A 12478-nucleotide genomic window follows, 5' to 3' on the forward strand; every position below is an offset into this window, starting at 1 on the left:
CCACACACGCATGCCCTTCTCTGCATGTGCGGAACGCTGGTTCGGGGTGCATAGTTAAGAGTTCGGGTACCAATGGGGATTTTCCGTTTACAGGTGACCGTCCCCGAAGACGAATAAAGGCTGGATATTGATCGGTAACGCGACGTTTCGACATGACAACACGGCGCTGCTGGCCGTCTCCAGCGTGGAGGCCCCGGTAGCCGTCACTTCCGCCGACTTCGACGACCGGCTGGCACCCAGCCTGAAGCGCCTGAAGCTCTCCCGGAAGCTGCTGGAACGTGTTGCCGGCGTGACCGAACGCCGCTGGTGGTCGCCCGGTTCATCATTCGACGACGCCGCCATCGAGGCCGGCGCCAAGGCCCTCGCCGAGGCCGGCGTAGAGCCGGGCCAGATCGGCCTGCTGATCAACACCTCAGTGACCCGCAAGAACCTCGAGCCGTCCGTCGCGGTGAAAATCCACCACGGGCTGGGCCTGCCGTCGTCGGCCATGAACTTCGACCTGGCCAACGCCTGCCTGGGCTTCGTCAACGGCATCACGCTGGCCGCCAACATGATCGATTCCGGGCAGATCAAGTACGCGCTGATCGTCGCGGGCGAGGACGCGCAGCCGACCCAGGAAACCACCTTCGAGCGGCTGAACCACCCGGATTCCACCCGCGCCGACTACCTGCGCGAATTCGCCACGCTGACGTTGGGGTGCGGGGCCGCCGCGGCCGTGATCGGCCCCGCCGACGCCCACCCCGGCTCGCACCGGATCCTCGGCGGCGTCTCCCGCGCCGGCACCGAACACCACGAGCTGTGCGTCGGCGGGCCCGCGGGCATGTTCACGGACACCAAGGGCTTGCTGGAGAACGGGCTGGAACTGGTGGTCAACGCCTGGCACGAGGCCCACCGCGACGGCTGGAACTGGACCGCCATGGACCGATACGTCACGCACCAGGTCTCCACCTCGTATACCAACGCGATCATCAAGGCCGTCAACCTGGTCCGCGAGCGCGTGCCGATCACCTTCCCGAAGTGGGGCAACGTGGGGCCGGCCTCGCTGCCGATGACCCTCGCCCAGGAGGCCCAGACCCTGGGCAGCGGCGACCGCGTGCTCTGCATGGGCGTGGGCTCCGGCCTGAACACCACCATGATGGAGATTGCGTGGTAGACACCCCCCTCTGGCCGGGCGTCGACCCGGCCTGGTCCCGCCGCGTCCGCGTCCCGTCCACCGCCGCCGTGGACCCGGCCGGCAGCGCGCACGCCTGGCACCTTCTGGACAACGGCCCGCAGCTGGCCGAACGCGGCATCGAGCCGGTCGGCACGCTGCTATGCGTGCACGGCAACCCCACCTGGTCCTACTTGTGGCGCAGCCTGCTGGACGCCGCCGGCGACGCCGCGGCGCCGTGGCGCGTGGTCGCCGTCGATCAGCTGGACATGGGTTTCTCCGAACGCACCGGCAGCTTCCGCCGGCTCGAGGACCGGATCACCGACCTGGGCGACCTGACCGCCGGACTGGGCATCACCGGCCCCGTCGTCACCGTCGGACACGACTGGGGCGGCGTGATCTCGCTGGGCTGGGCCACCCGGCACCGCGACCAGCTCGCCGGCGTCGTCCTGACCAATACCGCCGTCCACCACGCCGGCTTCGGGCTGCCCGCCCCGCTCAAACTGGCGCTGCACCCCGCCGTGCATCGCTGGGGCACGACGACGTCGGCCGCCTTCCTGCGCGTCACGCACGCCTTGGCGCATCCTCCGTTGGCGAAGGACGTGAGGGCCGCGTTCATGGCCCCGTACCGGCACGCGGCCCGCCGCACCGGGGTGGGCAACTTCGTGGCCGACATCCCGGCCGACGAGGCCGCGCCCAGTTGGGATGCGCTGAACGGGGTGGCCGAGGGCATCCGCGGCCTGGACGTTCCGGCGCTGATCCTGTGGGGCCCCAGGGACCCGGTGTTCTCCGACCGCTACCTGCGCGACCTGCTGGACCGGCTGCCGCAGGCCGACGTGCACCGCTTCGAAGGCGCCGGGCACCTGCTCCCCGAAGACCGCGACATCGCCGGCCCCGTTTTCACCTGGCTCGACGCCGCCGTTGCCGGCGGCGGGCACGCGGCCGCCGCCCAAGAGCCCCGCGCCGCGGCTCCCTTCCGCTCCATGCTCGCCGAACTGGACGAACGCCGGACCGACGACTCCCCCGCCGTCGTCGACATGGCCCCGCTGGGCGCCGCGGCGGCAGGAAAGCGGACGCTGTCGTGGGCCGAGCTCGCCGGCCAGGTGGACCTGCTCGCCGACGGCCTGGCCGGGATCGGCGTGCGGGCAGGCGACCGCGTCAACCTGCTGGTGCCGCCCGGCATCGAACTGACCAGCCTGATCTACGCCTGCCTGAAGCTCGGCGCCGTCATCGTGGTGGCCGACGCCGGGCTGGGACCCGCCGGCCTGAGCCGTGCCATCAAGGGCGCCGGTCCACGGTTCATCATCGGCATCGAACGTGCCTTCGCGGCCGCGCGGCTGTTCGGCTGGCCGGGCGAGCGGATCAGCGTGACCGAAATGGGCGGGGCCAAGCGCAGGCTCTACGGCATCGCCCACACCGTACCCGAACTGCTCGAATCCGCCGCCGCCTCTGCCGCTGCCCCGGCCGGCGGCCGCGCCGGGCGCGCCGCCCCCCGGCCGGATGACGACGCCGCCATCCTCTTCACCTCCGGCTCCACCGGACCGGCCAAGGGCGTCGTCTATACGCACCGCCGGCTGGCCGCCATGCGGGACACCCTCAAGGACACCTACGGGTTGGAAGCCGGCACCTCGCTGGTGGCCGGCTTCGCGCCGTTCGCCCTGCTGGGCCCGGCACTGGGGGCCACGTCGGTGACCCCGGACATGGACGTCACCGCGCCCAAGACGCTCACCGCTGCGGCCCTGGCCGATGCTGCGGCGGCGGTCGGCGCCACCGCCGTCTTCGCCTCGCCCGCCGCCCTCGCGAACGTGCTCGCCACCGCCGACGGCCTCACGGACGAACACCGGGTGGCCCTGGCCGACGTGCAACTGCTGCTCTCGGCCGGCGCGCCGATCCCCGAGCCGCTGCTGGCCAAGATGCAGTCGCTGATGCCGTCGGCCCAGCTGCACACCCCCTACGGCATGACCGAGGCGCTGCCCGTGACGGACATCAGCCTGGCGGAAATCCGCGCGGCCGGTTTCGGAAACGGCGTCTGCGTCGGCACCCCGGTGGCGGGGGCCACGGTGGCCATCGGGGCGCTGGCCCCGGACGGCAGCGTGGCGGAGCTCCCCACCACCGACCCCAATGTCACCGGGGAGATCCTCGTGAGCGCCCCGCACGTCAAGGACCGGTACGACCGGCTCTGGATCACGCAGCGGCACAGCGCGTCCGTGCCCGGCTGGCACCGCACCGGCGATGTGGGCCATCTCGACGCCCACGGGCGCCTGTGGGTCGAGGGCCGGCTGGCGCACATCATCACCACGGCGAACGGCGTCGCCACCCCGGTGGCCGCCGAGCAGGCCGCGGAAACGCACGACGGCGTCCGGCTGGCCGCCGTCGTCGGCGTCGGTCCCGCAGGCGCCCAGGTCCCGGTCGCGGTGCTGGAGACCGTTCCGCCGTCCTCGAAGCCGGACATCGCGCCGTACGCCCTCGGCGATGAGGTGCGCACCGCCGTCGCCCGCGCCACGGGTCTGGAGCTGGCCGCCGTCCTGGTGCTGCCCGAGCTGCCCACCGACATCCGGCACAACTCCAAGATCGACCGCGCCGGCCTGGCCCAGTGGGCCGGCAAGGCGCTGGCCGGCGGACGGATCACCACACCGTGAGCGCCGCCGAAACCCGGACCGTCCTCGTCACCGGTGCCAGCGGGATGCTCGGCGCCGCCGTGGCGCGGCTGCTGCTGGCGGAGGGCCACGGCGTCCGCACCTTCCAGCGCCGCCCCGCCGCCGGCGTCGGCTCCGCCGTCGGGACCGTCCTCGGTTCGCTGACGGACGCCGGCGCCGTCGCCCGGGCCGTCGAGGGAGTCGACGCCGTCATCCACCTGGCCGCAAAAGTTTCCTTTACCGGCCCGTGGAGCGAGTTCGTCGCCACCAACATCAACGGCACGCGCACCCTGCTCGAGGCGGCGAGGTCCGCCGGCGTGCGCGACGTGGTGTTCGTGTCCTCCCCCTCGGTCGCGCATGTCGGCGAGGCGATTGCCGGCGCCGGCGCGGGGTCGGCGGACCCGGACCGGGCGCGCGGCAACTACGCCCGGTCCAAGGCAGCCGCCGAGCTGCTCGCGCTGGCCGCGGACTCCCCCGGCTTCCGGGTCGCGGCAGTGCGCCCCCACATCGTCTGGGGCCCCGGCGACACCCAGCTGGTGGAACGCGTCATTGCGCGGGCCAGGGCCGGCCGGCTGCCGCTGCTGGACAACGGCGCCGCCCTGATCGACACCACCTATATCGACAACGCCGCGGCCGCGATTGTCCGTGCGCTCGAGCGGATGGACCATGCACACGGCCAGGCCTTGGTGGTCACCAACGGCCAGCCCCGGCCGGTCGGCGAACTGATCGCCGGCATCTGCCGGGCGGCCGGCGTGGCTGCGCCCGCTTGGTCGGTTCCCGGCTGGCTGGCCCGCGGCGCCGGCGCCGTGATCGAACGGGCCTGGACGGCCGCCGGAGCCCGCGAGCTGGTCCGCGACGAACCGCCCATGACGCGCTTCCTCGCCGAGCAGTTGTCGACCGCGCACTGGTTCGACCAGCGCCGCACCCACGAGGTGCTGGACTGGGTGCCCGAGGTCAGCATTGAAGAAGGGCTGCGACGGTTGGCAGCCCACTACGGCGGAACGACGAAGTAGGAGCAAGCATTGGAAAGCGTGAAGCTGATCGAATCCTGGCCGGTGGACAACGCGGCCACCGCCGTCGTCGGGGCCGATGGCACCGTCGTTGCCTCACATGGCGACCAGCAGCGGCGCTTCCCACTGGCGTCCGTGACCAAGCTGCTCAGCGCCTATGCGGTGCTGCTGGCCGTGGAGGAAGGCGCGCTGGAACTGGACCAGGCGGCGGGCCCCGAGGGCGCCACCGTCCGCCACCTGCTGGCCCACAGCGCCGGCTACGACTTCGGCGACCGCACCGTCAGGTTCGCCCCCGGCGACCGGCGGCTCTACTCCAACGCCGGCTTCGAGGTGCTCGGCGAGACGCTCGAGGCCGCCGCGGGCATGGCGTTCGCGGACTACCTGCGCGAAGGCGTGCTCGTTCCCCTCGGGATGAAGGACACCAGCCTGGACGGCTCCCCCGCGGCCGGGGCGACCTCCACGTCCGATGACCTGTCCCGGTTCGCCGCAGAGCTCCAGCGGCCGTCGCTGCTGGCCGCCGCCACGGTGCAGGAAGCGACGCAGGTGGCCTACCCGGGCCTGGCCGGCGTGCTGCCGGGGTTCGGCCGCCAGCAGGGCAACGACTGGGGCCTGGGCTTCGAGATCCGCGGCCACAAGGACCCGCACTGGACCGGCAGCAAGAGCTCGCCGAAAACGTTCGGCCACTTCGGCCAGTCCGGCACCTTCCTCTGGGTGGATCCGGACGCCGGCGCCGCCTGCATCGCGCTCACCGACCGCAACTTCGGGCCCTGGGCCGCCGACGCGTGGCCCGCCTACACGGACGCGGTGCTGGCGGAGCTGGGACGGTAGCCCGTTACCAGCGGCCGTTTCGGGGCCTCGGCTGGCAGGCCGGGCAGGTGTAGGACGACCGGTTCATGAAGGTGTCCCGGCGGATCCTCGTGGACAGCCCCAGGTCGCCGCAGCGGTGGCAGGGTTCGCCCTCCCGGCCGTAGGCGTTCAGCGACCGTTCGAAGTACCCGGAGGCGCCGTTGACGTTCACGTAGAGGGAATCGAAGCTGGTGCCGCCGGCGTCGAGCGCCCTGCTCATGACGTCCCGGCACGCGCTGAGCAGCCGCTCCGCTTCCTTGCGGCGCAGGGTGTCGGTCGGGCGGGCGTAGTGCAGCTTCGCGGCCCACAGGGCTTCGTCGGCATAGATGTTGCCGATGCCGGAGACCAGGGCCTGGTCCAGGATGGCGCGCTTGATGCCGGTCTTGCGGCTGCGCAGGCGCTGGTAGAACGCCTCGAAGGAAAACGCGGGGTCCAGCGGGTCGCGGGCGATGTGCGAGGCCTCGACCGGGATCAGCGGCAGGCCGGTCTCGGACATGCCGCCGGCATGGCCGTCAGGGGTGGGCATCAGGTCCGCCAGGAACATGCCGCCGAAGATCCGCTGGTCCACGAAGCGCAGCTCGGCCGGCATCGGCGGGCCATCGGGCCCGCCGGCCGGACTGAGCGTCAACCGGACCTTCAGGTGCTTCTCGTCGGGCTGCCCGCTGTCTTCGACCAGCAGTTGTCCGCTCATGCCGAGGTGTGCCATCAGGGCGAGTTTGGGCTCGTCGGGCACGGCCTCAACGGCGGCCGGGTGCGGCGAAGGGGCCGGCGTGGTCTCCAGCAGCGGCATCCAGAGGAATTTCCCGCGCCGGGCGACGTCGGCGACGTGGGCGCCGATGAGGTTGCCGCGCAGGTCGTCGGCTCCGAGGGCGTGGCGCCGGATGGAACGCTCGTCCAAAACGTCCACTCCGGTGATCGTCCGCCCGCGGACCCACTGGGCGAGCCCGCGGCGGACAACCTCCACCTCAGGCAGTTCAGGCATCGGAGTCGGCGGTCTCCGTCACCGATACGGGCAGCGAGGCACGCAGCGCCCGCCACGTGGTGGCGGCGGCTTCCTGCTCGGCTTCCTTCTTGGAATGTCCGGTGCCGCGACCGTATTCGGTGGTGCCGATCAGCAGCGTGGCCACGAAGGTCCGGGCGTGGTCCGGGCCCGATCCCTCCACCCGGTAGGTCACGGTGCCCATCTTCCGGGCGGCGGCCAACTCCTGGATGCTGGTCTTCCAGTCCGTCCCCGCGCCCAGGGCGTCGGCGTCCGCCAGGAGCGGCCCGACGAGGCGCATCACCAGCTGGCGCGCCGTTTCGATGCCCTGGCACAGGTAGGCGGCGCCGAAGAGGGCCTCCATCGTGTCGGCCAGGATGGACGACTTGTCGGCCCCGTTGGTGAGCTTTTCGCCCTGCCCGAGCAGCACGTACCGGCCGACGTCCAGGCTGCGCGCGATGCCGGCCAGCGCGCGGGTGGAGACGACGGCGGAGCGCCGCTTGGCCAATTCACCCTCGGGCAGGTCCGGGTTGTCCCGGTACAGCGCGTCCGTCACGGAAAAGCCCAGGATCGAGTCGCCGAGGAATTCCAGGCGCTCGTTGGTCGGCAGTCCGCCGTGCTCATAGGCGTAGGAACGGTGGGTTAAAGCAAGACGGAGCGTCTCGGCGTCGATATCAACGCCGAGACGCTCCAAAAGCTCTTCAGTTGAAGGCATACCGGACGTTGTTACGCGTCGGCTACCTTGCGGCCCTTGTACTCAAGGAACAGCGCGGTGCCTGCCGAGTCGGTGACAACCTTGGCCTGGTGCGGCAGGCTGTAGGTGACACGGCCGTTCTCAACGGTCTTGACCAGGTTGGGCGCAGTGGCCTTCCACTGGGACCGGCGTGCGCGCGTATTCGAGCGGGACATCTTCCGCTTGGGAACAGCCACGGCTAACTCTCTTCTCTCTCGTCTGACTCTTTACTTTCGGACGCCTCGTCGGCGGCCGTACCGGCCAACCCGGCAAGGGCTGCCCAGCGAGGATCCACGACCTCATGGTGGTGACCCGGATCCTCTTCAAGGCGCATCCCGCATTCCGGGCACAAACCTTGGCAGTCTTCCCGGCACACCGGCTGGAACGGCAGGGCGGTCACCACTGCGTCCCGCAGCGCCGGTTCGAGATCGATCAGATCGCGCTCAACCCGCCGCTGTTCGTCCTGTTCTTCTTCCTCGAGGAGTTCAGCTTCCTCGTAGTAGAAGAGTTCCTGCACATTGACGTCGAGGTCGTACGCGATGGGATCCAGGCAACGCCCGCACTCGCCCGTGACAGCCACGGAAACGGTGCCGGAAACCAGGATTCCCTCGTGCACGGCCTCAAGCTTCAGGTCCAACTCCATGTCGGAGCCTTCCTGAACGCCAATGAGTGCTACACCGAAATCCTTCGGTGCAGCGATACGTTCTTCAAGAGTCCGCATGGTGCCCGGGCTGCGCCCGAGGTCCTTGACCGCAAGGGTCAAGGCCGAACTTTGATCATGGTTCAAGACCACAGTACTGAGAACTCCTAAAGAACATACGACCGACGTATCATCTTAGCCCGGATCTCCCGCGGGCCCAAACCGGCGGCGCTACGCGTCCGTCAGTCCCGTCCGGCGGGCTGCAACGGCCTCTCAACCTGGATCTGTGCTGCCAGGTCCACGATCCAGGAGCGCAACTCGGGTCCCAGGTCCTCGCGCTCCGTGGCCAGGGAGACGACGGCCTTGAGGTAGCTGAGCTTGTCCCCGGTGTCGTAGCGGCGGCCCTTGAAGACCACGGCATAAACCCCGCCGCCGGCCTCCTCGGAGCCGGCCAGCACCTGCAGCGCGTCCGTCAGCTGTATTTCTCCGCCGCGGCCCGGCGGGGTCTCCTCCAGCACGTCGAAGACCGCGGGATGCAGGACATAACGGCCGATCACGGCCAGGTTCGACGGCGCCTCGGCGGCGGCGGGCTTCTCCACCAGGCCGTTCACCTTCACGTGCGCCGCGCCGTCGATGCGGCTGATGTCCGCGCACCCGTAGGCGCTGATCGCTTCCGGATCGACTTCCATCAGGGCAATGACGGAGCCGCCGGTCGCCTGCTGGACCGCGATCATCTCCGTGAGCAGTTCGTCGCGCTCGTCGATCAGGTCATCGCCCAGCAGGACGGCGAAGGGCTCGTTGCCCACATGCTGCCTGGCGCAGAGAACGGCGTGGCCGAGCCCCTTGGGGTCGCCCTGGCGCAGGTAATGGATGTCGGCCAACTGGGAAGATTCCCGCACCGCGGCCAGCTTGTCGTCGTCGCCCTTGTCCGCCAGGGTTTGCTCGATAAACGGGACCCGGTCGAAGTGGTCCTCGAGGGACCGCTTGTTGCGCCCGGTGATCATCAGGACGTCGTCCAGGCCGGCGCGCGTCGCTTCTTCGACGACATATTGGATGGCCGGCTTGTCGACGACGGGCAGCATCTCCTTCGGCATGGCCTTGGTGGCCGGCAGGAACCTGGTCCCCAGCCCGGCGGCGGGCAGAACGGCTTTTCGTACGGATTGAGCTTGAGGCATGGGTCAAACGTTAGCAAACGCGGGCTCCGCCGCAACCGCCGGCAGCGATCCGGGCCGGGCTACCGGGGCTGCTCCGCGGCGCGGAAACCGGCGAGCACGGCCTTCGGCACGAACTCCGAGATATCCCCGCCCAGCGCGGCAATTTCCTTGATCAAGGTCGACGACAGGTGCGTGTAGCTGCTCTCCGCGGCGAGGAAAACCGTCTCGATGCCGGCCAGGTGCCGGTTCATGTGGGCCATCGGCAGTTCGTAGTGGTAGTCCTGCGATGAGCGCAGGCCCTTGACGATGACGCCGGCGCCGTGGCTGCGGCAGTACTCGGCCAGCAGGCCTTCACCCATCGCTTCAACGCTCACGCCGCGGAGGTAGGAGAGCGTCTCGCGGGCCATGGTCAGCCGCTCGTCCAGGCTGAAGCGGTATTTCTTGGCATAGTTCGTCGAGACGGCGACGATGACCTCGTCGTACATGCTGGCGGCACGGGCAATGATTTCCACGTGGCCTTTGTGGAGCGGGTCATAGGATCCTGGACAGACGGCACGGCGCATAGAGTCGAATCTAGTCGATCCGGGCGGGCGGTGCACCACGCTTCGGTGGTAATACTGGGAGTCATGAGCACAGCTATGCGGCAACTCGTCCACGGCCGGCGGGCCGACGTTCCGGCGCCGTGGCGGCGGACCGCGGCCGGATCGAACCTCCTCGGCGACGACGGCGGCCTCGGCCTCACCATCTTCGAGGAAATGACGACCCTCGCCGCGCGGACCGGCGCCATCAATCTGGGGCAGGGATTTCCCGACGAGGACGGCCCGGCGGAAATCGCCGCCGCCGCCATCGACGCCATCCGCGGTGGAGCCAACCAGTATGCTCCGGGCAAGGGAACACTCACGCTGCGCAGCGCCATTGCCGCCCACCAGCAGCGGTTCTACGGCCTGTCACCGGACCCGGAAACCGAGATCATCGTCACGACCGGAGCCACCGAGGCGCTGGCCGCGACGCTGCTGGCCCTGACCGGACCGGGCGACGAAGTGTTGACGTTCGAGCCCTTTTATGACGCTTACGGGGCGATCATCGGCCTGGCCGGAGCCCGGCACACCACGGCCCCGCTCCTCGCCCCCGATTTCCAGCCGGACCTCGACTCACTCGAAGCGGCCTTCTCGGAGCGCACCCGCATGGTCCTGGTCAACAACCCGCACAATCCGATGGGCAGCGTTTTCTCCCGCGAGGCCCTGTTGCGCATCGTCGAGCTGGCTGAGCGCTACGACGCGCTGATCGTCACCGATGAGGTCTACGAGCACCTGACCTTCGATGCACCGCACATCCCCATCGCCACCCTGCCGGGAGCCGCCGAGCGGACGCTCACCATCTCGTCGGCCGGCAAGACGTTTTCGTTCACCGGCTGGAAGGTCGGCTGGCTCTCCGGCCCGGCGGACCTCGTCGCAGCCGTCCGCACGGTCAAGCAATTCCTCACGTACAGCTCAGGCGCACCGTTCCAGGACGCGGTGGCGGCGGGGCTGGGGCTGCCGGACTCGTTCTACGGCGGGATCGCCGCCGGCCTGAAGGCCAAGCGGGACCTGCTCAGCGACGGATTGCGGCAGGCGGGCTTCGATGTCTTCACGCCGCAGGGCACCTACTTCGTCAACGTGGACACGGCACCGCTGGGTATCACCGACGCACTCGACCTGGCGCGCCGGCTGCCCGGGCTGATCGGCGTGGCCGCCATCCCGGTGCCCGTCTTCTGCCACCCCGACGGCGCCGAGCGCACCCGCTCGCTGCTGCGCTTCGCATTCTGCAAGCGGATCGAGGTCCTGCAGGACGCCGCCCAACGCCTCGCCTCCCTGCCGGGCAGGGTCTGAGCCGTGACCGAACGCTACCTGCGCGGCAGCGGCCTCCACGCCGGCGTCGACAAGGACGACCGGGTGCCGGGGTCCTACGTCCTGAGCATTGGCGGCGCGGAGCAATCGCACGTCAACCTGCGGCATTCCGATCACGTGTTCTACGAATACCTGCGCCGAATCGCCAACGTCGTCGACCTGGCGGGTCCGGCAGGTGCCCCGCTGCGTTGCCTGCACCTGGGCGCCGGCGCCCTGACGCTGGCCCGGTATGTGCAGGCCACCCGTCCCGGTTCCCGGCAGGTCGCCGTCGAGTTGGAGCGGGAGCTGCTGGACTTCGTCCTCGAGCACCTTCCCATGCCCGACGGCACGGAGTTGACGGTCCACTTCGGCGATGCCCGGCATGAACTGGCCTTCGGAGACATCGAAGGCACCTTCGATGTGATCGTGCTGGACGTTTTCGCCGGCGACGACGCCCCGGAGCACCTGACCACGGCGGACTTCTACCAGGAGATGCTGGAGGCACTGGAACCGGACGGGGTGCTGCTGGTCAACGTCGGAGACGATCCGCCGCTGGCGTTCGCCAAGCGGCAGATCGCCGAGCTCGCGTCGGTCGCCGGTTCGGTGGCGGCGCTGGGCGAGACCGGCATGTTCGGCAGCCGAAGGGCGGGCAACATCGTCCTGGCCGCACGCAACGGCTCGTGGCCGCCGGAATGGTCGACCGCCCTGCTGGCGGCGGGCCCGCACCCGGCCGCCGTCCTCACCGGCCCGGAGCTCGATTCATTCGCCCGGTCATGATCTTCGATCGAGGTCGGATAGAATCCTTTGAGCACCGACATCTGACTAGACATCATTCCGGTGCAGAGGCAGGGCCGTCCCCACACATGGCGTCCCTGCCTCAATAGATTAACCGTCGCCGAGGGCCGGTTCGGCGAACCAGAGCTGTGTCTCGCCGTACTTCCGGACGGCGAACCGGACGAGGCCTTCGGGCCATCCTGGTTCGGGTGACCGCGAAGAGCGTTCGACGACGACGACGGCGCCGTCGGCAAGGAATCCGGACAAGGAAGCGAGGATGCCGGCGAGCGCGTCCTCGGCCAGCGGGTACGGCGGGTCCATCAGCACCAGGTCCCAATGGTGCCCCGGCGGCAGGTCCTCGAGGAACCGTTCCGCCTTCATGCGGTGCACCTTGGCCGTATTCCGGCCCAGCTTGCCGTTGACCAGCTCGGCGTTGCGGCGGCACACCCCCGCGGCTTTGTCGGCTGCTTCGACCAGGTCCACCGTGGCGGCGCCGCGGCTGGCGGTCTCGACTCCCAGAGCCCCGGAGCCGGCGAAAAGGTCGAGTACCCGGGCGCCGGCCACGACGTCGTAGGACTCCAGCCGGGAAAACAGCGCCTCCTTGACCCGGTCCGTCGTCGGCCGGGTGTTCTCCCCCGGCACGCTGGCCAGGGTCAGTCCCCCGGCCACGCCGGCCACGATGCGGCTCACC

The 12478-nt window shown here is 69.9% G+C and carries 13 protein-coding genes; 6 read left to right on the forward strand and 7 right to left on the reverse strand.

Annotated features, from left to right (window positions below):
- The first annotated feature begins 127 nt into the window (after nucleotides 1-127).
- From AC5RUP_RS12000 to AC5RUP_RS12015, 4 genes are read left to right on the forward strand one after another with little or no spacing between them, the layout of a single operon-like run.
- Nucleotides 128-1153 (forward strand): 3-oxoacyl-ACP synthase III, encoded by a 1026-nt coding sequence (locus AC5RUP_RS12000; RefSeq protein ID WP_494067048.1) that lies wholly within the window; start codon nucleotides 128-130, stop codon nucleotides 1151-1153.
- Entirely contained in the window at nucleotides 1147-3789 is a 2643-nt protein-coding gene (locus tag AC5RUP_RS12005; protein ID WP_494158582.1) for an alpha/beta fold hydrolase, read from the forward strand. The genes AC5RUP_RS12000 and AC5RUP_RS12005 overlap by 7 nt, the downstream gene beginning before the upstream one ends.
- A 44-nt stretch (nucleotides 3790-3833) precedes the next feature.
- Nucleotides 3834-4799: an NAD-dependent epimerase/dehydratase family protein gene (locus AC5RUP_RS12010; protein WP_494158604.1), complete on the forward strand. Its 966-nt coding sequence runs from the start codon at nucleotides 3834-3836 to the stop codon at nucleotides 4797-4799.
- Nucleotides 4800-4808: 9 nt separating this feature from the next.
- On the forward strand, nucleotides 4809-5624 hold the full coding sequence (locus AC5RUP_RS12015; protein WP_494131709.1) for a serine hydrolase domain-containing protein: 816 nt from the start codon (nucleotides 4809-4811) through the stop codon (nucleotides 5622-5624).
- A gap of 4 nt (nucleotides 5625-5628) precedes the next feature.
- On the opposite strand, the gene mutM is transcribed toward AC5RUP_RS12015, so the two are convergent.
- The 6 genes from mutM to coaD all read right to left on the reverse strand — a co-directional run bounded on the left by mutM (nucleotide 5629) and on the right by coaD (nucleotide 9711).
- A complete protein-coding gene (gene mutM, locus AC5RUP_RS12020; RefSeq protein WP_494131710.1) occupies nucleotides 5629-6624 on the reverse strand; it encodes a bifunctional DNA-formamidopyrimidine glycosylase/DNA-(apurinic or apyrimidinic site) lyase in 996 nt (331 codons plus the stop codon).
- Entirely contained in the window at nucleotides 6617-7336 is a 720-nt protein-coding gene (rnc, locus tag AC5RUP_RS12025) for a ribonuclease III (protein WP_494131711.1), read from the reverse strand. Before rnc ends, mutM begins: the two co-directional genes overlap by 8 nt.
- Nucleotides 7337-7347: 11 nt before the next feature.
- On the reverse strand, nucleotides 7348-7551 hold the full coding sequence (gene rpmF, locus AC5RUP_RS12030) for a 50S ribosomal protein L32 (protein WP_127511582.1): 204 nt from the start codon (nucleotides 7549-7551) through the stop codon (nucleotides 7348-7350).
- Between the two features lie 2 nt (nucleotides 7552-7553).
- Nucleotides 7554-8117, reverse strand: a complete 564-nt coding sequence (locus tag AC5RUP_RS12035) for a YceD family protein (protein ID WP_494091646.1) — start codon at nucleotides 8115-8117, stop codon at nucleotides 7554-7556.
- A 119-nt stretch (nucleotides 8118-8236) separates the two neighbouring features.
- Nucleotides 8237-9169 carry a UTP--glucose-1-phosphate uridylyltransferase GalU gene (gene galU, locus AC5RUP_RS12040; protein ID WP_494131712.1) on the reverse strand — a complete coding sequence of 311 codons (933 nt, stop codon included), beginning with the start codon at nucleotides 9167-9169 and terminating at the stop codon, nucleotides 8237-8239.
- A gap of 59 nt (nucleotides 9170-9228) precedes the next feature.
- Nucleotides 9229-9711, reverse strand: coding sequence for a pantetheine-phosphate adenylyltransferase (gene coaD / locus AC5RUP_RS12045; RefSeq protein ID WP_494067055.1), 483 nt, complete (start codon nucleotides 9709-9711; stop codon nucleotides 9229-9231).
- A 63-nt stretch (nucleotides 9712-9774) separates the two neighbouring features.
- On the opposite strand from coaD, the gene AC5RUP_RS12050 reads away from it, so the two are divergent.
- Both AC5RUP_RS12050 and AC5RUP_RS12055 read left to right on the forward strand, forming a co-directional pair.
- Nucleotides 9775-11016, forward strand: coding sequence for an aminotransferase class I/II-fold pyridoxal phosphate-dependent enzyme (locus AC5RUP_RS12050; protein WP_494153443.1), 1242 nt, complete (start codon nucleotides 9775-9777; stop codon nucleotides 11014-11016).
- 3 nt (nucleotides 11017-11019) lie between these two features.
- A complete protein-coding gene (locus AC5RUP_RS12055) occupies nucleotides 11020-11790 on the forward strand; it encodes a spermidine synthase (protein ID WP_494153442.1) in 771 nt (256 codons plus the stop codon).
- 108 nt (nucleotides 11791-11898) lie between these two features.
- On the opposite strand, the gene rsmD is transcribed toward AC5RUP_RS12055, so the two are convergent.
- The gene (gene rsmD, locus AC5RUP_RS12060) at nucleotides 11899-12477 is read right to left on the reverse strand and encodes a 16S rRNA (guanine(966)-N(2))-methyltransferase RsmD (protein ID WP_494153441.1); all 579 of its coding nucleotides are present in this window, start codon (nucleotides 12475-12477) and stop codon (nucleotides 11899-11901) included.
- Nucleotide 12478 lies beyond the last annotated feature (1 nt).

Source organism: Arthrobacter sp. Y3223151 (assembly GCF_059091125.1).

Bases quoted from the DNA above. Each gene is read 5' to 3' on its own strand.
- AC5RUP_RS12010 (WP_494158604.1), top strand. From the start codon at position 3,834: ATGCTCGGCGCCGCCGTGGCGCGGCTGCTGCTGGCGGAGGGCCACGGC.
- coaD (WP_494067055.1), bottom strand. From the start codon at position 9,711: ATGCGCCGTGCCGTCTGTCCAGGATCCTATGACCCGCTCCACAAAGGC.
- galU (WP_494131712.1), bottom strand. From the start codon at position 9,169: ATGCCTCAAGCTCAATCCGTACGAAAAGCCGTTCTGCCCGCCGCCGGG.
- mutM (WP_494131710.1), bottom strand. From the start codon at position 6,624: ATGCCTGAACTGCCTGAGGTGGAGGTTGTCCGCCGCGGGCTCGCCCAG.
- rnc (WP_494131711.1), bottom strand. From the start codon at position 7,336: ATGCCTTCAACTGAAGAGCTTTTGGAGCGTCTCGGCGTTGATATCGAC.
- AC5RUP_RS12050 (WP_494153443.1), top strand. From the start codon at position 9,775: ATGAGCACAGCTATGCGGCAACTCGTCCACGGCCGGCGGGCCGACGTT.